15 protein-coding genes and 1 riboswitch are annotated in these 22,563 nt (G+C 74.7%); of the genes, 13 read left to right on the forward strand and 2 right to left on the reverse strand.

What is annotated here, in order from left to right; translation table 11 throughout:
• The 7 genes from ACF09E_RS08430 to ACF09E_RS08460 form a co-directional block, all read left to right on the forward strand.
• On the forward strand, positions 1-2,154 hold a 2,154-nt coding region (locus tag ACF09E_RS08430), incomplete at its 5' end, for a condensation domain-containing protein (protein ID WP_392204447.1).
• A 20-nt stretch (positions 2,155-2,174) separates the two neighbouring features.
• The gene (locus ACF09E_RS08435; RefSeq protein WP_392204993.1) at positions 2,175-9,395 is read left to right on the forward strand and encodes an amino acid adenylation domain-containing protein; all 7,221 of its coding nucleotides are present in this window, start codon (positions 2,175-2,177) and stop codon (positions 9,393-9,395) included.
• A 110-nt stretch (positions 9,396-9,505) separates the two neighbouring features.
• Positions 9,506-10,312 carry a 2,3-dihydro-2,3-dihydroxybenzoate dehydrogenase gene (locus ACF09E_RS08440; RefSeq protein WP_392204994.1) on the forward strand — a complete coding sequence of 269 codons (807 nt, stop codon included), beginning with the start codon at positions 9,506-9,508 and terminating at the stop codon, positions 10,310-10,312.
• A gap of 83 nt (positions 10,313-10,395) precedes the next feature.
• Positions 10,396-11,601 (forward strand): isochorismate synthase, encoded by a 1,206-nt coding sequence (locus tag ACF09E_RS08445; RefSeq protein WP_392204448.1) that lies wholly within the window; start codon positions 10,396-10,398, stop codon positions 11,599-11,601.
• Complete coding sequence (locus ACF09E_RS08450) at positions 11,598-13,274, forward strand: (2,3-dihydroxybenzoyl)adenylate synthase (RefSeq protein WP_392204449.1); 1,677 nt, start codon at positions 11,598-11,600, stop codon at positions 13,272-13,274. Before ACF09E_RS08445 ends, ACF09E_RS08450 begins: the two co-directional genes overlap by 4 nt.
• Before the next feature lie 55 nt (positions 13,275-13,329).
• Positions 13,330-13,953 carry an isochorismatase family protein gene (locus ACF09E_RS08455; protein ID WP_392204450.1) on the forward strand — a complete coding sequence of 208 codons (624 nt, stop codon included), beginning with the start codon at positions 13,330-13,332 and terminating at the stop codon, positions 13,951-13,953.
• Positions 13,954-13,961: 8 nt separating this feature from the next.
• The gene (locus ACF09E_RS08460) at positions 13,962-14,651 is read left to right on the forward strand and encodes a 4'-phosphopantetheinyl transferase family protein (protein WP_392204451.1); all 690 of its coding nucleotides are present in this window, start codon (positions 13,962-13,964) and stop codon (positions 14,649-14,651) included.
• On the opposite strand, the gene ACF09E_RS08465 is transcribed toward ACF09E_RS08460, so the two are convergent.
• Positions 14,644-16,401 (reverse strand): ABC transporter ATP-binding protein, encoded by a 1,758-nt coding sequence (locus ACF09E_RS08465; protein ID WP_392204452.1) that lies wholly within the window; start codon positions 16,399-16,401, stop codon positions 14,644-14,646. The two genes, ACF09E_RS08460 and ACF09E_RS08465, sit on opposite strands and share 8 nt — an antisense overlap.
• A gap of 74 nt (positions 16,402-16,475) precedes the next feature.
• On the opposite strand from ACF09E_RS08465, the gene ACF09E_RS08470 reads away from it, so the two are divergent.
• From ACF09E_RS08470 to ACF09E_RS08485, 4 genes are all read left to right on the forward strand, one after another.
• Positions 16,476-17,066, forward strand: a complete 591-nt coding sequence (locus tag ACF09E_RS08470) for a TetR/AcrR family transcriptional regulator (protein ID WP_392204453.1) — start codon at positions 16,476-16,478, stop codon at positions 17,064-17,066.
• Between the two features lie 174 nt (positions 17,067-17,240).
• Positions 17,241-18,293: an iron-siderophore ABC transporter substrate-binding protein gene (locus ACF09E_RS08475; protein ID WP_392204454.1), complete on the forward strand. Its 1,053-nt coding sequence runs from the start codon at positions 17,241-17,243 to the stop codon at positions 18,291-18,293.
• A gap of 51 nt (positions 18,294-18,344) precedes the next feature.
• On the forward strand, positions 18,345-19,346 hold the full coding sequence (locus ACF09E_RS08480; protein WP_392204995.1) for a FecCD family ABC transporter permease: 1,002 nt from the start codon (positions 18,345-18,347) through the stop codon (positions 19,344-19,346).
• Positions 19,343-20,446, forward strand: a complete 1,104-nt coding sequence (locus ACF09E_RS08485) for a FecCD family ABC transporter permease (RefSeq protein WP_392204455.1) — start codon at positions 19,343-19,345, stop codon at positions 20,444-20,446. Before ACF09E_RS08480 ends, ACF09E_RS08485 begins: the two co-directional genes overlap by 4 nt.
• Before the next feature lie 43 nt (positions 20,447-20,489).
• Here the strand turns inward: ACF09E_RS08485 and ACF09E_RS08490 are convergent, their stop codons facing one another.
• Complete coding sequence (locus ACF09E_RS08490) at positions 20,490-21,101, reverse strand: histidine phosphatase family protein (protein ID WP_392204456.1); 612 nt, start codon at positions 21,099-21,101, stop codon at positions 20,490-20,492.
• A 183-nt stretch (positions 21,102-21,284) separates the two neighbouring features.
• Positions 21,285-21,371, forward strand: a riboswitch (cobalamin riboswitch).
• A 59-nt stretch (positions 21,372-21,430) separates the two neighbouring features.
• Here ACF09E_RS08490 and ACF09E_RS08495 point away from each other — a divergent pair.
• Together ACF09E_RS08495 and ACF09E_RS08500 are read left to right on the forward strand one after the other, a co-directional pair.
• Positions 21,431-21,658: a CbtB-domain containing protein gene (locus ACF09E_RS08495; RefSeq protein WP_392204457.1), complete on the forward strand. Its 228-nt coding sequence runs from the start codon at positions 21,431-21,433 to the stop codon at positions 21,656-21,658.
• Positions 21,659-21,672: 14 nt separating this feature from the next.
• Positions 21,673-22,500, forward strand: coding sequence for a CbtA family protein (locus ACF09E_RS08500; RefSeq protein WP_392204458.1), 828 nt, complete (start codon positions 21,673-21,675; stop codon positions 22,498-22,500).
• The last annotated feature ends 63 nt before the right edge of the window (positions 22,501-22,563 follow it).

Below are 22,563 nucleotides of genomic sequence, written 5' to 3' on the forward strand. Positions count from 1 at the left end.
TACCGCACCGGCGACCTCGTCACCCGACGCCACGACGGCGCACTCGACTACCTCGGACGCACCGACGACCAGGTCAAGCTCCGCGGCCTCCGCATCGAGCTCGGCGAGATCGACACCGTCCTCACCGCCCACCCGGACGTCGTCCGTGCCGTCACCGTCGTCCGCGAGGACCGGCCGGGCAGCCGCAGGCTCGTGGCGTACGCCGTCCCGGCGGCGGGCGCGGCGTTCGACGCGGAGGCGCTGCGGGCGCACGCCGCCGGGCAGCTGCCCGAGTACATGGTGCCGAGCGTCTTCCTGGACATCCCGGCGGTGCCCCTCTCGCCCAACGGCAAGCTGGACCGGCGGGCGCTCCCGGCGCCGCCGGAGCCGCGGGTCGGCGCGCCGGCCCCGGCCCCGGTCCCGGGTCCCGTGTCCGGCGAAGGCCCGGTCGAGCTGCTCGCCCGGCTGATGGCCGAGGTTCTGGGGCTGTCGGCGGTCGGTCCCGAGGACAACTTCTTCGAGCTGGGCGGCGACAGCATCGTCTCCATCCGTTTCGTGAGCCAGGCCCGCAAGGCGGGGCTGAAGGTGACGGCGCGTCAGGTGTTCCAGCACCCGACACCCGCCGGGCTCGCCGCAGTCGCCGCCCCCACGGCGGACGCCGCGGCCGCCGCGCGTCCCGCCGAGCAGGGGGTGGGGCCGCTGGTCCTGCCGCCGGTGGCCCGGTGGTTCGCCGAACGCGGCGGTCCCCTCCGCCGGTTCTGCCAGGCCCGGCTGGTCGTGGTGCCCGCGGGGGTCCGGCGGGCCGACCTCGTGACCGCCCTCCAGGCGGTGCTCGACCTCCACGACGGGCTCCGGCAGGTGCTGACCGTGACGCGCCCCGGCGTGTGGAGCGCCGAGGTGGCCCCCGCAGGCTCGGTGTCGGCCGCCGCGGTGCTGCGGACCGCCGACGCGTCCGGTCTGGACTCGGGAGCGCTGCGGGAGCTGGTCGGGCAGGAGTCCGACCGCGCCGCGTCCGCACTGGACCCGGAGACCGGGGCGACCGTACGGGCCGTGCACCTGGACGCCGGTCCCGACGAGCCGGGCAGGCTGCTGCTCGTCGCCCACCACCTGGTGGTGGACGAGGTGTCCTGGCAGATCCTGCTGCCCGACCTGCGGGCGGCCTGGGAGGCCGCCGCGGCGGGGCGGGCGCCCGCGCTCGACCCCGTACCGACGGCCCTGCGCACCTGGACGGCGGGGCTGCTCGCCGAGGCGCACGGCGGCCGGCGGGCGGCCGAGCTGGACCGCTGGCTTGAGGCGGCGGCGCCGGGGGCGCGGCTGCTGGCCGAGCGGCCGCTGGACCCGGCGCGGGACACCGTGGCGACGGCCCGCCGGCTGACGGTCCGGCTGTCGCCCGAGCGGACCGAACCACTCCTGTCGGCCGTTCCGCAGGCCTTCCACGGCACCGTCAACGACACGCTGCTGACCGCGCTCGCCCTCGCCGTGGGCGAGCGGGCGGCCCGCTCGGGGATGCCGGCGGACGGGCTGACCGTGGAGCTGGAGGGGCACGGCCGGGAGCAGGACCTCGTGCCGGGCGCCGACCTCACCCGCACGGTCGGCTGGCTGACCAGTGTGTACCCGGTGCGGCTCACCGCCGACGGCTACGACCCGGCGGCCGTGGTCGCCGGGACGCAGGACGCGGGGACCGCCCTGAAGGAGATCAAGGAGCGGCTCCGGGACGTCCCGGACGGCGGGATCGGCGCGGGACTGCTGCGGTACGCGAACGCGGCCACGGCGGGGCTGTTCGCACCCGGCGGGGGCCCGGAGATCCTGTGGAACTACCTCGGCCGGCAGACCGCGCGGACGCAGTCCGTGTGGGGCCCCGCGGCGGAGGCCGACGCGCTCGCCGTACGGCCCGATCCCGGGATGCCGCTCTCGCACCCGCTCGCCGTCGACGCGGAGATCGAGAACGGCCCGGACGGTCCGGAGCTCGCCGCCACCTTCGTCTGGGCGGGCGAGGCGCTCTCCCCGAACACGGTGGCCGAGCTCGCGGACGGCTGGCTCGCCGCCCTCGACCTGCTCGCCGCGTGGGCGGCCGGCGGTTCCTCCGCCGGACACACCCCGTCCGACCTCGACCTGCTCGACCTCGACCAGAACCAGATCACCATGCTCGAAGAAATGTGGAGGGCCCAGCAGTGACGCAGGCTCGTATCGAGGACATGCTGCCGCTGTCCCCCCTTCAGCAGGGCATGCTGTTCCACTCCGTCTACGACGGGGAGGGCGCCGACGTGTACACCGTGCAGGTGTCGGTCGGCCTGTCCGGACCCGTGGACGCGGACCGTCTGGACCGGGCGGCGGCGGCGCTGCTGCGCCGCCACCCGAACCTGCGGGCCGGCTTCTGGCACGAGGGCGTGCCCCAGCCGGTGCAGTTCGTGCCGGCGGAGGTGACGTCCGGCGTCGAGCGGGTCGATCTGACGGAGGCTTCCCCGAAGGCCGCCGACGGCACCGTGCTGACGGGTGCCTCGGTGGAGGAGCGGCTCGCCGGGCTGCGGCGGGCCGAGCTGGCGCGGCGGTTCGCGCTGCACCGGCCGCCGCTGCTGCGGCTGGTCCTGGCGCGGCTCGCGGACGGCGACCACCGGCTGGTGATCACGGTCCACCACATCCTGGTCGACGGCTGGTCCATGCCGCTGCTCGTGGGCGACCTGCTCGCGCTGTACGCCGCGGACGGGGACCCCTCGGCGCTTCCTGCCGTACGTCCCTACCGCGCGTATCTGAAGTGGCTGAAGGAGCAGGACACTCCGGCGGCGGAGGCGGCCTGGCGGTCGGCGCTCGCCGGGGTCGAGGAGGCGTCGCTGGTCGCGGCGCCGGATCCGGCGCGGGCGCCGGTGCGGCCCGGGGTGCACGCCCTGGAGCTGTCGCAGGCGGCGACGGAGCGGCTGACGGCGGCGGCGCGGCGGCTCGGCACGACGCCGAGCACGCTGATCCAGTGCGCGTGGGGGCTGCTGCTCGGCGGTCTGACGGGGCGGCAGGACGTGGTGTTCGGTCTGACGGTCTCGGGCAGGCCGGACGAGATACCGGGGGTCGAGTCGATGCTCGGCCTGTTCATCACGACCGTGCCGGTGCGGCTGGCGACCCGGCCCGAGGAGACGGTGGAGGGTCTGCTGCGCCGCTTCCGCGACGAGCAGAACGCGCTGCTGGCCCATCACCACCTGGGGCTGCGGCTGATCCAGAAGCAGAGCGGCGGCGGTGAGCTGTTCGACACGCTCGTCGTGATCGAGAACTACCCGGTGGATCCCTCGGCGCGCGAGACAGTCGCGGCCGGGGTCCGGGTGACGGGGGTCGAGGCGGAGGACGCCACGCACTACCCGCTGACCCTGGCCGTGTCCCTGGACGCGCGGGCGGAACTGCGCCTGGAGTACCGGCCGGACGTGTTCGACGCGCGCACGGCGGAGCGGATCGCGGACCGGCTCGCGCACGTCCTGGACCGGATCGCCGCCGAGCCCGGCACGGCGGTCGGCGCGCTCGCGCTGCTGCCACCGGCCGAGCTGGAGCGGGTGCGGGGCAGCTGGCCGGGGACGGTGCGGGACGTGCCGTCGGGGACGGTCGCGGACGTGTTCACCGAGCGGGCGGCGCGCACGCCCGACGCGACGGCGGTGGTCTGCGGGGCGACCTCGCTGACCTTCGCCGAGCTCGACGGGCGGGCCGCGCGGCTCGCGGGGCTGCTCGCGGAGCGCGGGGTCGGACCGGAGTCGGTGGTGGCGCTCGCCGTGCCGCGTTCGGCGGAGACGGTGGTCGCGATCCTGGCCGTGCTGAAGGCGGGCGGCGCCTATCTGCCGCTGGACCTGGACTATCCCGCCGAGCGGCTGGGTCTGATGATCGAGGACGCGGCGCCCGCTTTCGTGCTGACCACCGCGCGGGCGGTGGAGCTGCTGCCGCCGGCAGGGGACGGTCCGGAGCGGATCGTGCTCGACGCGCCGGAGACGGCCGCCGCGCTCGACGCGCGCCCGGCGGAGTTCGCCGCGCCGCGGATCGCGGACGGGCACCCGGCGTACGTCATCTACACCTCGGGGTCGACCGGTCGCCCCAAGGGTGTGGTCCTCACCCACGGCGGCCTGTCGAACCTGTACGCCAACCACATCGCCGAGGTCTTCGGCCCGGTGGTGGACGCGACCGGCGGACGTCCGCTGCGGGCGCTGCACACGGCCTCGTTCAGCTTCGACACCTCGTGGGAGCAGTTGTTCTGGCTGGTCGCCGGGCACGAGCTGCACGTCCTGGACGAGGTGGGCCGCAGAGACGCCGAGTTCGTCGTCGGCTATGTGCGGGAGCACCGGGTGGACGCGATGGACGTGACCCCGACGTACGCGCTGGGGCTGCTGGACTGGGGTCTGCTGGACCCGGCGCAGCACCGTCCGGCGCTGCTGCTGCTCGGCGGCGAGGCGGTGCCGGAGGCGCTGTGGTCCGCGGTGCGGGCGGCGAGCGGTGTGATGTCGGTGAACCTCTACGGTCCGACCGAGTACACGGTGGACGCGCTGGCGGCGGACCTGGCCGGCAGCGCGACCCCGGTGGTGGGGCGGCCGATCGGCAACACGCGCGCGTACCTCCTGGACGCGGCGCTGCGGCCGGTTCCGGCGGGGACGACGGGTGAGCTGTATCTGGCGGGGCACGGGACGGCGCGCGGCTATCTGGGCCGGTTCGCGCTGACCGCCGAGCGGTTCGTGGCCGATCCGTTCGGGCCGGCGGGCTCTCGGATGTACCGCACCGGTGACCTGGCGCGGCTGCGGGCGGACGGCGAGCTGGAGTACCTGGGCCGGGCCGACGACCAGGTGAAGATCCGGGGCTTCCGGATCGAGCCGGGCGAGGTGGAGGCGGCGCTCGCGGCGGTGGCCGGGGTGGACTCGGCGGCGGTCGTGGTCCGTGAGGACACGCCCGGCGTGAAGCGTCTGGTGGGGTACGTCACCGGCACGGCGGATCCGGTCGCGGTCCGCGCGGAGCTCGCCGAGGCGCTGCCGGACTACCTGGTCCCGGCCGCCGTGGTGGTGCTGGACGCGCTGCCGTTCAACGTGAACGGCAAGCTGGACCGGGCCGCGCTGCCCGCGCCGGTGCTCGGCGCCTCGCCGGAGTCCCGGGCCCCGAGCGGGGAGCGGGAGGAGGCCCTGGCCCGGGTGTTCACCGAGGTCCTCGGGCTGCGCTCGGTCGGGGTGGACGACGACTTCTTCGCCCTGGGCGGCGACAGCATCGTCTCGATCCAGCTGGTGACGCGGGCGCGGAAGGAGGGTCTGGTCCTCACCCCGCGCGACGTCTTCGAGCAGCGGACGGTGGCGGGTCTGGCCGTGGCGGCCAGGACCCCGGACGAGCAGGCCACGGCGCGGACCGTGCCGGGGGCCGAGGGGCCGCTGGTGGAGCTGGACGCGTCCGGGCGGGCCGTGCTCGACCGGGTGTTCCCGGGTGCCGGGGAGGTGCTGCCGCTGGCGCCGCTCCAGGAGGGGCTGTACTTCCACGCGCAGTACGACGACCGCGCGCTCGACGTGTATCTGATGCAGAACTTCGTGGAGCTGCGGCACGCGGTGGACACGGCGGCGCTGCGCGCCGCGTTCGACGCGATGCTGCGCCGGCACCCGAACCTGCGCTCGGCCTTCTGGCACGAGGGTCTGGCGGGTCCGGTGCAGGTGGTGCCCGCCGCGTGGGAGCTGCCCTGGGACGTACGGGATCTGACGGATCTGGACCGGGCCGGGCAGGACGAGGCGCAGCGGGTGTTCTCGCTGGAGGACGCGGCGACGCGGTTCGACCTGTCGGCGCCGCCGCTGATGCGGGTGACGCTGCTGAAGTTCGCCGAGGACCGGTGGATGCTCTGTGTGACGCAGCACCACATCCTCACCGACGGCTGGTCGGAGTCGCTCTTCTTCGAGGAGCTGTTCCAGCTGTACGGGGCGGGCGGCCGTGCCGAGGTGCTGCCGCCGGTCACTCCGTACCGCGCGTACCTGCGGTGGCTGGCGGGGACGGACACCGAGGCGGCGCTGACCGCCTGGCGGAACCACCTGTCGGGCCTGGACCAGGCGACGCTGGTGGCGCCGGCCGATCCGGCACGGCAGCCGGTGACCGCCGAGGTGGTGGACATCGCGCTCGGCGAGGAGACCAGCGACCGGCTGCGGGCCTTCGCCCGGGGCTGCGGCGTCACCCTGAACACGGTGCTGTCGGCGGCGTGGGCGCTGTCGCTGTCGGGGATGACCGGGCGGGACGACGTGGTGTTCGGCGCGACGGTCTCGGGGCGTCCGGCGGAGGTGCCGGGGGTCGACCAGATGATCGGCATGTTCATGAACACGCTGCCGTTCCGGGTGACGCTGCGCCCCTCGGAGACGCTGCGCGAGCTGCTGGTCCGGACGCAGGGCGAGCACGCGGAGCTGCTGCCGCACCACTACCTGGGCCTGGGCCGGATCCAGCAGGCGGCGGGCGTGGGGCAGCTCTTCGACACGCTGTACGTGTTCCGGAACACGCCGCTGGACGACACCGCCCGCGAGGAGGCGGTGGAGCGGCACCAGATCGGCTGGACGCACAGTGTGGACGGCACGCACTATCCGCTGACGCTCGCCGTCACGCCGGACCGCTCGCTCGAACTCAGTCTGGCCTACCGGCCCGACCTGTACGAGCGGGGGACGGCGGAGGAGCTGGCGGGCCGGCTGCGGCTGCTCGTCGAGCAGTTCGCGGCGGGCGGGGCGACGCCGGTCGGCCGGCTGCGCACCCTGGAGGCCCCCGAGCGGGCCGGACTGCTCGCCCTCGGCGACGACATGGGGCACGAGCTGCCGGACGTGTCGCTGATCGAGCTGTTCGCCCGGCAGGCGGCGCTCACCCCGGACGCGACGGCGCTGGTCTTCGAGGACGAGCGGCTGAGCTACGCGGAGCTCGACGAGCGGGCGAACCGGCTGGCGCGTGCGCTGCTCGCGCGGGGCGCGGGGCCGGAGCGGACGGTGGCCCTGGGGCTGCCGCGCTCGGCGGAGTTCGTCGTCGCGCTGTTCGCGGTGCTCAAGGCGGGGGCGGCGTACCTGCCGCTGGACCTGGACCACCCGGTGGACCGGCTGGCCGCGATGGTGGAGGACGCGGGCCCGCTCGCTCTGGTCACCGTCTCGGCGGTGGCGGGCCGGGTGCCGCTGGTGGCGGGAGTGCCTCCGCTGGTGCTGGACGATCCGGCGACGGTCGCGGAACTGGCCGCGCTGCCGGGCGGACCGGTGGCGGAGGAGGAGCTGGCTGCTCCGCGTGACGGCCGGCACCCGGCGTACCTGATCTACACCTCGGGTTCGACCGGGCGTCCCAAGGGCGTGGTGGTGCCGGGCTCGGGTCTGGTGAACATGCTGCTGAACCACCGGGAGCGGATCTTCGAGCCCGCGGTGAAGCTGGCGGGCGGGCGCCGGATGCGGGTCGCCCACACCGTGTCGTTCGCGTTCGACATGTCGTGGGAGGAGTTCTTCTGGCTGGTCGACGGGCACGAGGTGCACGTCATCGGCGAGGAGCTGCGGCTGGACCCGGCGGCGCTGACCGCGCACTACGACCGGGTCGGCATCGACGTCGTCAACGTCACCCCGTCGTACGGGCAGCAGCTGGTCGACGCGGGGCTCCTGGACGAGGGGCGGCACCGTCCCGCCCTGGTCCTGCTGGGCGGCGAGGCCGTGCCCGACTCCCTGTGGTCGCTGATCGCGGGGACGGAGGGGACGATGGGCTACAACCTGTACGGCCCCACCGAGTACACGATCAACGCGCTGGGGGCCGATGTCGGCGGCAGCGCCACCTCCTGTGTCGGCCGCCCCATCTACAACACCCGGGCGTACGTGCTGGACGGCGCCCTGCGGCCGGTGCCGCGCGGGGTGCCGGGCGAGCTGTACCTGGCGGGCGCGGGTCTGGCGCGCGGCTACTTCGCGCGGCCGGCGCTGACGGCGGAGCGGTTCGTGGCCGATCCGTTCGGTGCGCCGGGCACGCTGATGTACCGCACCGGGGACCTCGTGCGCTGGCGCGGGGACGACGGGATCGACTACCTGGGCCGGGCCGACCACCAGGTGAAGATCCGCGGCTTCCGGATCGAGCTGGGCGAGATCGAGTCGGCGCTCGCCGACGCGCCCGAGGTGGCGGCCGCCGCGGTGGTCGTGCACACGGGGGCGAACGGGGTGAAGCGGCTCGTGGCGTACACGGTCCCGGCCTCGGAGGCGGACCGGACGGACCCGGAGGCGGTGACGGCGGCGCTGCGGACCCGGCTTGCGGCGACGCTGCCGGAGTTCATGGTCCCCTCGGCGTTCGTGGAGCTGCCGGCGCTGCCGCTGACGGTCAACGGCAAGGTGGACCGGGTCGCGCTGCCCGCCCCGGTGTTCGCGGACGCGGGCGGCGGCCGGCCGCCGAAGGACGCCCGCGAGGAGCTGCTGTGCGGGATCTTCGCGGACGTGCTCGGTCTGGAGCGGGTCGGGGTCGAGGACAACTTCTTCGAGCTGGGCGGGCATTCGCTGCTCGCGATGCGGCTCGTCGGCCGCATCCGTGACGAGCTGGGCGTCCCGGTCCAGGTGGGCACGGTGATGTCGGCGCCGACGGTCGCGGACGTGGCGGCCCGGATCGGCTCGGACTCGCGCCGGGACGCGCTGCGGGTGCTGCTGCCGCTGCGGGAGCGGGGCGGGAAGGCGCCGCTGTTCTGCTTCCACCCGGCCTCCGGGTTCGGCTGGCAGTACACGGGTCTCCTGCGTCACCTCGACGCGGACCGGCCGGTGTACGCCGTGCAGTCGCCCGGTCTGGCCGGGGAGCTGCCGGACGCGTCGGACGTCGGCGAGCTGTGCGAGCGGTACCTGACGGAGATCCGCGCGGTGCAGCCCGAGGGGCCGTACCACTTCGCCGGCTACTCCTTCGGCGGGACGGTGGCGCACACGCTCGCCGCGATGCTCCAGGAGCACGGCGAGGAGGTCGCGTTCCTCGCGCTCCTGGACGCCTACCCGCCGGAGCGGGACGACTGGTCGTACCTGGAGACGCCGGAATGGCGCGAGCGGCTCGAACAGGAGGAGAACGGCTTCCTGCTCTCCGTGGCGGGGCTCGGGGCGGAGACGTCCGGGCGCGGGGACGTCTCGCGCGAGGAGGCGGTGGCCGCGATCCGGGACAGCCAGGGTCTGCTCGCGGGCTTCGACGACTCGCTGCTCCACGCGATCGTGGAGACCAACGTGCACTGCGTACGGCTGCTGTCCCGCAGCCGCACCCGGCACTTCCGGGGTGACGTCCTGTTCTTCACGGCCGCGCGGACGACTCCGGACGGGGAGACGCCGCAGCTGGTGTGGCCCGCGTACGTGGACGGCGCCGTCACCGAGCACGTGCTGGACCGGGGTCACGACGAGCTGATGGCGCCGGAGGCGCTGGAGGAGATCGGACCGCTCCTCGACGCGGCACTGCGGGCCGTGCCGGACGGCCCGTCACCGCGTCGGTGACCTGGCTCCGTTCGGTGTTCCGCAGTCGGCGGCGGCCTTCGGGCCGCCGCCGGGGCAAGCCCATGGGTAAATCACACGGCTTAGGTTAGGCTTGCCTAAGTCAAGGAGGTATTGTGGCTGAAAGCAGCAGACCACGTGGTGAGTTCGGGGGTCGCGTGGCCCTCGTCACCGGCGCCGCACAGGGCATCGGCGAGGCGGTCGTCCACGCGCTCGCCGCGCGGGGCGCCACCGTCGCGGCCACCGACCGGCAGGCGGCCGCGCTCGCCGCGAGCGTCGCGCGGTCGACCGGGGAGCGGGCCACGGGAACGGTCGTGCCCTACCCGCTGGACGTCACCGACGGGGACGACGTGAACCGCACCGTGGGCCGGATCGAGCGCGAACTCGGCCCGGTGGACATCCTGGTGAACGTCGCCGGGGTGCTCAGGACCGGACCCGCGCTCGACATGACCGACCAGGACTGGGCGGACGTCTTCGCGGTCAACACCACGGGCGTCTTCCATCTCTCCCGGGCCGTGGTCGGCGGTATGGCCGCCCGGGGCACGGGCTCCGTGGTGACCGTCGCCTCCAACGCCGCCGGCATCCCCCGCTCCGGCATGAGCGCCTACGCGGCCTCCAAGGCCGCCGCCGTCGCCTTCACCAAGTGCCTGGGGCTGGAGGTCGCCGACCGGGGCGTCCGCTGCAACGCCGTCTGCCCCGGCTCGACCGACACCCCCATGCAGCGCGCCCTGTGGGACGGGCCCTCCGGCCCACGGCGCGTCATCGAAGGGGACGTCGCCAGCCACCGGACCGGCATCCCGCTGGGTCGCATCGCCGACCCGGAGGACATCGCGGAGACCGTGGCCTTCCTCGCCTCCGACCGGGCCCGCCACATCACCATGCAGGACATCTACGTCGACGGCGGCGCCACCCTGCGCTGACGGGACCGGGCCCACCCGGCCCGCCCGTCGCGTACCGAACCGCCCGCCGCACCCCCACCCTCAGACGAAACCAAGGAGCCCCCGTGTCGACGGTCCACCAGGTCGCCGCGCACACGTCCGCGCCCGCAGACCCCCATTCCGCCGTCGGAGCGGCCACCGCGCTGCTCGACGCCTACCGCGAGGGCGACCGGTTCCTCGCCACGCCCACCCGGACCCTGCTCGCCCACGGCGTCCACCGGGAGATCCCGCACGGCGCCGCACCGGTCGCCGAGCGGGTGGCCGAGGCCCTGCGGGAGGCCCGCTCCGACCGCCGTGCCGCCCCGGTCGTCATCGGCGCGCTCCCCTTCGAGCAGGACGCCCCCGCCGCACTCGTCATACCCGAGACGGTCCGCACCGGACCGTCCCTCGCGTACGACCCGCTGGTCGCGCTGCCCGCCGGCGAGCCCCCGGCCACCGCCTGGTCGGTCCGGCCGGAGCCGGAGCCCGACGTGTACGCCAAGGGCGTCGCCTCGGCCGTCGACCGCATGTGGAACGGCGAATTCAGCAAGGTGGTCCTGGCCCGCACCCTGGCGGTGACCGGCCCCGACGAACTGGACCTCGCCGCCATGGTCCAGCGGCTCGGCCGCCGGGACCCGGCCGGCTACACCTTCGCGCTGCCCACCGGCCCCGGCCGCACCCTGCTCGGCGCCAGCCCCGAACTCCTCGTCTCCCGGCGCGGCGACCGGCTGGTATCCAACCCGCTGGCCGGCTCCATCCCCCGCAGCGACGACCTCGCCGAGGACGTGCGGCGCGCCGCGGCCCTCCTGGAGTCCGCCAAGGACCTCCACGAGCACGCCGTCGTCGTCGACGCCGTGCACCAGGTCATGGCGCCGTACTGCTCGGCCGTCGAGGTCCCCGCCCGGCCCTCGCTGATCCGCACCGCCACCATGTGGCACCTGTCGACCACCGTGACCGGCACCCTCGCCCACCCCGAGGTCTCGGCCCTGGAGATCGCCTCGGCGCTCCACCCCACCCCCGCGGTCTGCGGCACGCCGACGGCGCTCGCGAGACAGGTGATCCGCGAGACCGAGCCCTTCGACCGGGGCTTCTTCACCGGCATCGTCGGCTGGGGCGACGCGGAGGGCAACGGCGAGTGGGTCGTCACCATCCGCTGCGCGGAGGCCGAGGGCCGCACCCTGCGCCTCTACGCGGGCGCCGGCATCGTCTCCGCCTCCGTCCCCGAGGCGGAGACCGCCGAGACCGCCGCCAAGTTCCGCACCTTCCTCAACGCCGTGGGGGCCGAGCTGTGACCGCACCGACCCGGCCCACCGCCCCGGACGCCGCCCGGACGGACCCCGCCGAGGCCGCGCCCGGCTGGCCCGCCGAGTTCGCCGAGCGCTACCGCGCCGCCGGCTGGTGGCGGGGCGAGACCTTCGGCGCCGTGCTCCGCGAGCGCGCCGCGGCGCACCCCGACCGCGTCGCCGTCGTCGACCACGCGGGGCCCGGCGGCGCCCGGCGCGCGTGGACGTACGGAGAACTGGACCTCCGCGCCGACCGGCTCGCCGCCGGACTCGCCGCCCGCGGGATCGGTCACGGCGACAAGGTCGTCGTCCAACTCCCCAACGTCGCCGAGTTCTTCGAGGTGATCTTCGCCCTCTTCCGGCTCGGCGCGCTGCCCGTCTTCGCACTGCCCGCCCACCGCGAGTCGGAGATCTCCTACTTCGCCGCCTTCACCGAGGCGGTCGCCTATGTGATCCCGGCCGAGGACGCGGGCTTCGACTACCGCTCCCTCGCCACCACCGCGCTCGCCCGGACACCCTCGCTGCGGCACGTCTTCGTGGCCGGCGGGGACGCCGGGCCCTTCGAGGCACTCTCCGACGTGCCCGCCGAACCGGTGCCGCTCACCGGCCCCGCCCCGTCCGACCTGGCGTTCCTCCAGCTCTCCGGGGGCAGTACCGGGGTCCCCAAGCTCATCCCGCGGACGCACGACGACTACATCTACTCGCTGCGCGGCTCCAACGAGATCTGCGGGGTCGACGAGACCTCCGTCTATCTGTGCGTCCTGCCCGCCGCCCACAACTTCCCGCTCTCCTCCCCCGGTTCGCTCGGCGCCCTGTACGCGGGCGGCCGCGTGGTGATGTGCCCGCGGCCCGCCCCGGACGCGGCGTTCCCGCTGATCCAGGACGAGGGCGTCACGATCACCGGTCTCGTCCCGCCGCTCGCGCTCGTCTGGACCGACGCCGCCGCCGCGTCGGCCTACGACCTCTCCACCCTCGACGTCCTGCTCGTGGGCGGCGCCAAGTTCGGCGAGGAGGCCGCCCGCCGGGTGAAGCCGGCCCTCGGCTGCACCCTCCAGCAGGTCTTCGGGATGGCCGAGGGCCTGGTCAACTACACCCGTCTCGACGACGACACCGAGACGATCGTCACCACCCAGGGCCGGCCGATCTCCCCCGACGACGAGATCCGGGTCGTGGACGACGAGGACGAGGACGTCCCCGTGGGCACGACCGGCCATCTGCTGACCCGCGGCCCGTACACCATCCGCGGCTACTGGAACGCGCCCGAGCACAACGCCCGTTCCTTCACCGCCGACGGCTTCTACCGCACCGGCGACCTCGTCCGGGTCACCCCGAGCGGGCACCTCGTCGTCGAGGGGCGCGCCAAGGACCAGATCAACCGCGGCGGCGAGAAGATCGCCGCCGAGGAGGTGGAGAACCACCTCCTGGCCCACCCGTCGGTGCACGACGCCAACGTGGTGGCCGAGCCCGACCCGTACCTCGGCGAGCGCAGCTGCGCGTACGTCATCCCGCGCGCCGACGCGCCGGCGGTCGGGGCGCTCGCGCTGAAGCGCTTCGTCCGGGACCGCGGGCTCGCCGCCTTCAAGGTGCCCGACCGGGTCGTCTTCGTCGAGGCCTTCCCCACGACCGGCGTGGGCAAGGTGTCCAAGAAGGACCTGCGCGCCCGGACCGCTCCCCGGGACTGACCCGGCGCCCCCGCCCAGCCGTACCACCACCAGCACCCGCCGAAACGGAACTCCCATGACCCTGCCCACCGTCGCGCCCTACCCCATGCCCCGCCCCGGCGAGCTCCCCGCCAACCGGGTGGAGTGGACCGTCGACCCGGACCGCGCCGTGCTCCTCGTGCACGACCTGCAGAACCACTTCCTCACCCCGTTCGACGCGGAGGCCGAGCCGATCTCCGCCCTGCTCGGCAACCTCGGCCGGCTCCGCAAGGAGGCCGCCCGGCTCGGCGTGCCCGTCGTCTACACGGCCCAGCCCGGCGGCCAGACCCCCGAACAGCGGGGCCTCCAGCAGGACTTCTGGGGCCCCGGCGTCCCGGACGACGCGCACGCCACGGCCATCGCGGAGGCGGTCACCCCGGGCCCCGGCGACACCCTCCTCACCAAGTGGAAGTACAGCGCCTTCGTCCGCACCGACCTCCTGGAGCAGCTGCGCGAGCAGGGCCGCGACCAGCTCGTCGTCACGGGCGTGTACGCGCACATCGGCGTCCTGATGACCGCCTGCGACGCGTGGATGCAGGACATCCAGGCGTTCGTCGTGGCCGACGCCGTGGCGGACTTCTCCGAGCGCGAGCACCGCATGGCGCTGGAGTGGGCGGCCGGCCGGTGCGCGGTGGTCACCACGACCGACCGGGTCTTCTGAGCAGCCCCGTGCGCTACGAGGAACTGCCGGGCCACCCCGGGGTGGTGGCCGCCGCCGTGCATCCGAACGCCGCGGCCGCCCGCGCGCTCGCCCCGCTGCTCGACGCGGCGGAGTCGGCCAGGGCGGCGGCCTTCCGGCGCCCCGCGGACGCGGACCGCTACCTGGTCGCCCGGGTGCTGCTGCGTCTGGTGCTCGCCGAGCACGCGGGCGCGCGGCCCGACCGGCTCGCGTTCGCGCGCGACCCCTGCGCGGGATGCGGCGCTCCGCACGGCAAGCCCCGTCTGCGGGACCACGGCGACGTGCACTTCTCGCTGTCCCGCGCGGGCGACCGGGTCCTGGTGGCGGTGGCGTCCGTGCCGGTGGGGGTGGACGTGGAGACGGTGCCGGCCGACGGCGTCGTACGGGACGTGGGGGCGGCCCTCCATCCGCGCGAGCGCGCGGAGCTGGCGGCGCTTCCGGCCAACGCCCGCGCGGGCGCCTTCGCCCGGTGCTGGACCCGCAAGGAGGCCGTGCTCAAGGCGACCGGCGTGGCCCTGGTCCGCGGGGCCGCCGACCCCTACGTGGGGTCGGGGCTCGCCCCCGGCGCGGTCCCCGGTCTCCGCCTGGCCGACGTGCTGCTCTCCGAGGGGCACGTGGCCGCCGTCGCCCACGGCACGGACCCGGCTTCGCCGTCCTGCCGCGCGGCGGCGGTCAGCTGACGGGGACTCCGGTGCCGGCGGAGATCCGCAGGGACTCGACCAGGTCGCGGTAGAGGCCGTCCGAGGCCAGCAGTTCCTCGTGCCGGCCCTGCGCCCGGACCCGGCCCGCCTCCATCACGACGATGGTGTCCGCGTCGACGACCGTCGAGAGGCGGTGCGCGATCGTCACCACGGCGCCGGTGCCGGCGCGGGACCGGACGCAGGCCTGCACGGCCGCCTCGGTCAGGCCGTCCAGTTGCGCGGTGGCCTCGTCCAGGAGCAGCACGTCGGGGGTGGCGAGCAGGGCCCGGGCCAGGGCGATGCGCTGGCGCTCCCCGCCCGACACGTTCGCGGTGGCGAGGGGCGTGTCCAGCCCCTCCTCCAGTCCTTCGACCTTCTCCGTGAGCCGTACGTCGTCCAGGACGCGGAGCAGTTCCTCGGTGGTGGCCCCAGGCCGGGCGAGCAGCAGGTTGTCGCGGAGGGTGCCGGGGACGACGGGGGTGTCCTGCTCGACGTAGGCGAGGCGGGCGCGGATGTCGGCGTGGGCGTGGTCCCGGTAGGGCCGCCCGTCGAGGAGCAGTTCGCCGCCGGTGGGCTCCAGGAACCGCAGGACCAGGGAGAACAGGGTGGTCTTGCCCGCTCCCGAGGGGCCGACGACGGCGGTGTGGCCGCGCCGGGGGATGACGAGGTCGACGCCCCGTACGGCCGGCTCGGCGTCGGGTCCGTACGCGGCGGTGACGTTCCTGAACTCCAGGGCGGGCAGGTCCGTGCGGGTGTCCGCCGCGCGGGGGCTACGGGTGGGTGCCGCCTCCTCGGTGGGCAGGGCGTCGGCCTGCCGGATGCGGTCGGCGGCGGCGATGCCGGACTGGAGGGCGGTGACGTTCTGGCTGAGCTCGGCGATCGGGTCCATGAGGGCGAAGGCGTAGAGGAGGAAGGCGATCAGGCCGGACACCTCCAGCCGGCCCTCGGCCACGCGCCAGGCGCCGACGCCGAGGATCGCGATGATGGCGAGGTTGACGCCGGACCAGGCCGTCGTCCAGGCCAGTGCCTCGCGGCGGACGGCCCGGACGCCGTACTCGGCCGAGGCGCGCGCGTCGGTGAGGATCCGCTCGGCCATGCGTGCCTCGGCGCCGTGGGCCTTGACGGTGCGGATCGCGCGCAGGGTGCCTTCGAGGGCGCCGCCGAGCCGCCCCACGTGCTCCTGGGCCTGCTGCTGCGACCGGGCGATGCCGGGCATGAGGAGCGCGAAGACCAGGCCGACGAGGGCGACCGCCGTCACCGTGGTGGCGAGCAGCACGGGGTCGAGGAAGCCCATCAGGACGAGGCTGCCCACGAGCATGACCGCCCCGTTGACGAGGCCGACGAAGGAGGAGGCGGCGGCCTCGCGGAGCAGCACGGTGTCGGAGGTGACCCGGGTGACGAGTTCACCGGTGGGGCTCCGGGTGACGGCGGGGACGGTGGCACGCAGGAAGCGCCGCACGACCGACTCGCGCGCGTCGAGGACCACCCGCTCCCCCAGTGCCCCGAGCAGGGTCCACTGCCGGTAGGACACCGCGGCGCCGACGAGGAGCAGCACGACGAGGGTCGCCACGGGGCTCGTGAGGGAGGACGCGCTGCCCAGTGCGTCCAGTACGTGCTTGGTGACCATGGGCGTGGCGAGGCCCAGGGCGGAGGCGACCAAGGCGAGGGCGAGCCCCTTGGCCAGGGTGCGCCGGTGCGGGCGGGCGAAGGACCACAGGATGCTCAGACGGGGCGCACGGGATGAATGCATACCCACAATGGAACACCTCTGTTCCAGAAAGGTCAAAGGGTTTCCCAAACGGTATGAGGGGTTACCGTGTGCGCATGGGGTCCGACGACACTCCCGCGCACGGCGCGGTCACCCGCGAGAGCGCCACCCGCGCCCGTACCCGGCGCGCGATCCTCGACGCGGCCGTCTCCGTGCTCACCGCCGACCACAGCGCGTCGCTGGGCGACGTCGCCGAGGCGGCCGGGGTGGGACGGACCACCGTCCACCGCTACTTCCCCGAGCGCTCCGACCTGCTCGCCGCGATCGGCACGGAGGTGCGCGACCGGGTCGCGGCGGCGGCCGACCGGGCACGGCTCGACGACGGGCCCGCGCCCGAGGCGCTGGAGCGGCTCTGTCTGGAGTACTTCGAACTCGGCGACCGCCTGCTGCTGCTGTACGACGTCCCGCAGTTCGTCGCGTGGTCCGGGATCGAGGAGGAGTCGGCGGCCGACCTGTCCCTGCTCGCCCTCGTCCGGCGCGGCCAGCAGGACGGAACGCTCGACCCCGGGGTCGACGCCGGCTGGCTCCAGGACGTCGTGTGGGCGCTGCTCTACGCCGCCTGGACACAGGCGCGCGACCAGGGCACCCCCAAGCACACGGCCCTCTCCCTGTGCCTGCGGACCCTGCGGAAGGCCGTCGCCCCCTGAGGGGCGTACGGAGACCGCGCCGCTCGCACCGGTACCGGACCCCCGGCGTCCACACCCGGACAGGAATAGGTTAGGCTCACCTAACAAGCACCGCGTTGCCGCTGCTCCCGGACACCCGTCCGCGGGGCCGCCCGTCGGGGCCCACATCCCCCTGCCCGGAGACAAGGAACCACCATGCCTTCTGTGTTCACCCCCCTTCGCCGTCGCGCTCTCGTGGCGGGGGCCGCCGCGGTCACGCTCGGCCTGCTGGTGACCGGATGCGGCTCCGACGACAAGAAGGACGACGCGGCGGGCCCGGCCGGCAAGGCCCCGGCCGGCGCCTTCCCGGTGACCATCAAGAGCGCCCTCGGCTCGGCCGTCATCAAGGACAAGCCCAAGCGCGTCGTGACCCTCGGTCAGGGCTCCGCCGAGACCGCCATCGCCCTCGGCAACGTCCCGGTCGGCATCGAGGAGTACCCCTGGGGCAGCGACAAGACCGGCTACCTCCCCTGGATCCACGAGGCGGTGACCAAGTCCGGCGCCACGCTCCCCAAGCAGTTCAAGGGCGGCGAGGAGCTCGACATCGAGGCCATCACCGAGCTGGAGCCCGACGTCATCCTCGCCCCGTGGTCGGGTCTGACGCAGAAGCAGTACGACATCCTCAAGGACATCGCGCCCACCGTCGCCTACCCCGAGAAGGCGTGGAGCACGAACTGGGACCAGCAGATCGAGATCATCGCCAAGGCGCTCGGTCAGCCGGAGAAGGCCGAGGAGCTGGAGTCGAAGATCGACAAGCAGCTCGCCGACGCGGCCGCATCGCGCCCCAACTACAAGAACGTCACGTTCTCGTACATCTACAACACCGGTCCCGGCACCCTCGGCGTCTTCAAGCCCGAGGAGCAGCGCGTGGCGATGGTCTCCAAGCTCGGCCTCAAGGTCGACCCGATCGTCGACACCTTCCCGGAGACCGAGGGCACGGACTCCGCCCTCATCGGCCTGGAGAACGCCAACAAGCTGGCGAAGAGCGACATCGCCTTCACGTTCTACATGGACGAGAAGTCCCGCAAGACCGTCGAGGCGCAGCCGCTCTACGCGGCCATCCCCGCCGTGAAGAAGAACGCCCTGGTCTACAGCCACGACACCCCCTTCGTCACCGCCTCCTCGATGATCAACCCGCTGACGGTGCCGTACAGCATCGAGCGCTACCTCCCGATGATCGACAAGGCCGTCGCCAAGGCCGGGAAGTAACCACGGGTCCCCCGCGTGACCACTCTCTCCAAGACCGCTCAAGGCCCCGCCGTGGTACGGCGGGGCCTTGGCCGGCATGTCCTGGCCGCCGTCCTGTGCCTGGCCCTGCTCGCCCTGGCGCTCCTCGCCAGCGTCATGTTCGGCAGCAAGCCGACCTCCGCCGGTGACGTCCTGCGGGTCGTCTTCGGCGACGGCGGCGACGCGTACACCCGTACCGTCGTCGAGAGCCGTTACCCGCGCACCGCCCTCGGCGTGCTCGCGGGTCTCGCCCTCGCCGTCGCCGGCACCCTGATGCAGGGCATCACCCGCAACCCGCTCGCCGAGCCGGGACTCCTCGGCATCAACGCGGGCGCGTCCGCGAGCATCGTCGCCGCGACCGCCTTCCTCGGCGCCTCCGGGCAGCGGGAGACGATCTGGTGGGCCCTCCTCGGCGCCCTCCTGACCGGCGTGGTCGTCCACGTCGTCGGCACCGTCGGAGGCGGGGGCGGACCGGTCCGGCTGGTCCTCGCCGGTGCGGTGCTCTCCGCGGTCCTCGCCGCCTTCATCCAGGCCGTCGCCCTGTCCCGGCCGCGGGTCTTCGACACCTACCGCTACTGGGTGGTGGGCGCGCTCGGCGGGCGCGGCTTCGACGCCCTGTGGGCGGTCCTGCCGTTCGCCGCCGCCGGCCTCCTGCTCGCCCTGCTGCTGGCCCCGGGGCTCAACGCCATGGCCATGGGCGACGACAAGGCGGCCTCCCTCGGCATCAGTCCGGCCCGGGTCAAGGGCGCCGGGCTGCTCGCGGCGACGCTGCTCGCCGCCGCCGCGACGGCGGCCGTCGGGCCCATCGCCTTCGTCGGCCTCGCCGTCCCCCACCTCGTGCGGGCACTGGTGGGCGCCGACTTCCGGGCCCAGATCCTCTTCACCTGCCTCGCGGGGCCGACGCTGCTGCTCCTCGCCGACGTCGTCGGCCGGGTGGTGCTGCGCCCGCAGGAACTCATGGTCGGGGTCGTCACGGCCTTCGTCGGCGCCCCCGCCCTGCTGTTCGCCGTTCGCCGTATGAGGGGAGCGGGATGAAGACCGCCGACCGGACCGACTCTCCCGGCCGCGCCACCCGGACCGACGGGCCCCGCGCGCCGAAGGCCGCCCGCCGCGGCGTGCTGCGGATCGGCCCCTGGGTCGCCGTACCCGTGCGCCGCAGGACCGTGATCGCCGCCGCGGTCTCGCTCCTGCTGCTCTGCGCGGCCGCCGTGGCCACGCTGTCGATGGGCCGCCTCGGCATCGACCTGCCCGACCTGCCGTCCGCCCTCGCGGGCGACGCCACCGGGAAGAACGCCTTCGTCCTGAACCGGCTGCGCGGCCCGCGGCTCGTCGTGGCCATCGCCACCGGTGCGGCCCTCGGCCTGTCCGGGGCCCTGTTCCAGTCCGTCACCCGCAACCCGCTGGGCAGCCCCGACGTCATCGGACTCAGCGCCGGGGCCGGCGCGGGCGCGGCGGCCGCCGCCCTGTTCCTGCCCGACGTGATGCCGGTGTCCGTCGGCGCCCTGCTCGGCTCGGTCCTCGCGATGGCGGTCGTGTTCCTCTCCACCGGCACCGGGTTCCGCAGCCCCGGCCGGCTCGTGGTGGCCGGGATCGGCGTCGCCGCGATGGCGACCGCGCTGACCCAGTACGTGGTGTACGCCGTGGAGCGCGACAAGGCCAGCTCCCTGACCGCCTACATCAACGGCAGCCTCTCCGCGCGCTCGTGGGACGACGCGGCGGTCGTCTGGACGGTGCTGCTCGTCTCCCTGCCGTTCGCCGCCCTCCTCGCCCGGCCCCTGAGCATCGGGGAGATGGGCGACGACCTCTCCACCGGTCTGGGGGCCCGGCCGGGGCGGACGGCGACCTGGGCGATCGCGCTGTCGATCGTCCTCTCGGCGGGAGCCGTCAGCGTGGCGGGTCCGATCGCGTTCATCTCCCTGACCGCCCCGCAGATCGCCAAGCGGGTCGCCCGCAGCGGCGGACCGCACCTGGTGATGTCCACCCTGCTCGGAGCACTGCTGCTGGTCCTGGCCGACCTGACGGCGCAGCAGCTGCCGCTCTTCGACGACCTGCCCGTCGGCCTCTACACGATGGCCGTCGGCGGCGCGTACCTCGGCTATCTGCTGCTGCGCGAGTGGCGGCGGCCCGTCGCCTGACCCGCGGGAGCGCGCCGCCGGGTGCCAGGGGGTGTCGTGTCGATCAGGCCGGGCTCGCGGGGTCTGACCGACGGGACACCCCCTGGCCGGACCCGAGCGGGGTCCCGACGCCCAGGTTCCAGCGCCCGGCGCGCCCGCTCAGGTGAACCGCGGTCAGGGGGCGGACGTCGAGCCTCCCGGCCGCCTCGTCGGGCGCCCCGAGGGCGTGGACCAGGGCGGCCCGGATCACGTCCGGTTCGGCGACGACCGTGACGCGCCCCGACTCCGCCCGCCGCGCGTCGAGCCAGGCACCGACCCGGAGTCGCACCTCGCGCGCGGACTCCCCGCCGTGCGGCGCCGCCGTGGGATCCGACAGCCAGACGCCGAGCGCCGCCTCCTCGGCGGCGGCGACGGCCGCCAGGGTCCGTCCCCGCCAGCGCCCCATGGCGCAGCCCGCGAGTGCGGGCACCGCCTCGGCCGACAGGCCGAGGGCCTCCGCCGTCCCCCGGCAGCGCGCCGAGGGCGAGGAGTACGCGCGCGCGGACGGGTCGACGGCGGAGGCCGCCGACTCGGCACGGGCCAGGCCCGCGGGGTCGAGCGGACGGTCGTCGTCGAACCCGACGTCGCGCGGGGCCCCGCTCGTGGCGGGGGAGATCAGCGTCAGCCGGACGGTCATCGGCGTCCTCGTCGGTCGGGTCCCGGGGCGCGCCCAGGGTAGCGCCGCTCCCGGTGACCACCGCGTTCGGCCCCGGACGCGGCCCGGGGGCGTGCGAACGTGATTCAGGCCTCACGCCCTTGGCGGCACACCCGGTGCGCGGTACGGTCGGGCGACATTTGAACAGCGTGACGACGGCGAGACGGAAGTCCGGTGGAAATCCGGCACGGTCGCGCCACTGTGAGCCGGGCGCCGCCCTCCTTCCGGAGGCGGTGCGGCGGTGAGTCAGACCCGTGGACCGTCGTCCTGCACCACCGTCCGGGACGCGAGTTCCCGTAGGAGGTTCCACCATGGCCGAGGCTGCCCTCACCGCCGCCGCATCCGCCCCTCCCGTGGCCGTTCCGGCCCCGCTGCCCGTCCGGGCCGTCCTTCCCTGGGCGTTCTTCGTCGGCCTTCTCGCGCTGATCGCGCTGTACTTCGTGGGCGCCGAGCAGGGCGCCACCTCCCTGATCGCGGGCTCCGACGTGCACGAGTGGGTGCACGACGGTCGCCACCTGCTCGGCTTCCCCTGCCACTGAGAGGCGATCCGCACATGCACGCCTCAACTGTCAGATCCCTGCTGGTCCGCGGCATGCTCGCGGGCCTGGTCGCCGGTCTCCTCGCCTTCGCCGTCGCCTACGTGGTGGGCGAGCCCCCGGTGAACGGCGCCATCGCCGTCGAGGAGGCCCAGGCGGCCCAGGAGGCGGACCCCGCCGCCGGGTCGCACGCCGGCCACGGCGGCACGGGCGCCGCCGAGGCCGCGGAGGAAGAGGAGGAGGCGGTCAGCCGCCCCGTCCAGTCGACCTTCGGCCTGGCCACCGGCGTCCTCGTGTACGGGGTCGCGCTCGGCGGCATCGCCGCGCTCGCCTTCTCCTTCGCGCTCGGCCGGATCGGCCGGTTCAGCCCCCGGGCGACGGCGGCGCTCACCGCGGCGGCGGCGTTCACCACCGTCTATCTGGTGCCGTTCCTGAAGTACCCGGCGACCCCGCCGGCCGTCGGCAACCCGGACACGATCGGGAAGCGCACCACCCTGTTCTTCCTGATGATCCTGCTCAGCGTGCTGCTCGGGCTCGCCGCGGTGATCGTGGGACGGCGGCTCGCACCGCGCCTGGGCAACTGGAACGCGACCCTGGCCGCCGCAGCCGGGTTCGTCCTCGTGACCGGTGTCGCCTTCGTGCTGCTCCCGGCCAACGACGACGCGGTCAAGGCGGGCTTCCCCGCCGCGCTGCTCTGGGAGTTCAGGCTGGCGTCGCTCGCGGTCCAGGCCGTCCTCTGGGCGGTGTTCGGGGTGGTCTTCGGCGTCCTCGCGCAGAAGGTCCTGGCCGGCCGGACCTCCCCGGCCGGGACTCCCGCCGGGTCCGGGGCGCCGCTCCCCGGCTGACCCGTCCCGGACCGGACCCGGACCGCCCGCCCCGTACGCTCCGGCGTCCGGGGCGGGCGCGCG

Source organism: Streptomyces sp. NPDC014891 (genome assembly GCF_043081085.1).
In the GTDB taxonomy this organism is placed as follows: domain Bacteria; phylum Actinomycetota; class Actinomycetes; order Streptomycetales; family Streptomycetaceae; genus Streptomyces.

Bases quoted from the DNA above. Each gene is read 5' to 3' on its own strand.
- ACF09E_RS08490 (WP_392204456.1), bottom strand. From the start codon at position 21,101: ATGACCGTCCGGCTGACGCTGATCTCCCCCGCCACGAGCGGGGCCCCG.
- ACF09E_RS08470 (WP_392204453.1), top strand. From the start codon at position 16,476: ATGGGGTCCGACGACACTCCCGCGCACGGCGCGGTCACCCGCGAGAGC.
- ACF09E_RS08455 (WP_392204450.1), top strand. From the start codon at position 13,330: ATGACCCTGCCCACCGTCGCGCCCTACCCCATGCCCCGCCCCGGCGAG.
- ACF09E_RS08435 (WP_392204993.1), top strand. From the start codon at position 2,175: ATGCTGCCGCTGTCCCCCCTTCAGCAGGGCATGCTGTTCCACTCCGTC.
- ACF09E_RS08485 (WP_392204455.1), top strand. From the start codon at position 19,343: ATGAAGACCGCCGACCGGACCGACTCTCCCGGCCGCGCCACCCGGACC.
- ACF09E_RS08475 (WP_392204454.1), top strand. From the start codon at position 17,241: ATGCCTTCTGTGTTCACCCCCCTTCGCCGTCGCGCTCTCGTGGCGGGG.
- ACF09E_RS08495 (WP_392204457.1), top strand. From the start codon at position 21,431: ATGGCCGAGGCTGCCCTCACCGCCGCCGCATCCGCCCCTCCCGTGGCC.
- ACF09E_RS08465 (WP_392204452.1), bottom strand. From the start codon at position 16,401: ATGCATTCATCCCGTGCGCCCCGTCTGAGCATCCTGTGGTCCTTCGCC.
- ACF09E_RS08500 (WP_392204458.1), top strand. From the start codon at position 21,673: ATGCACGCCTCAACTGTCAGATCCCTGCTGGTCCGCGGCATGCTCGCG.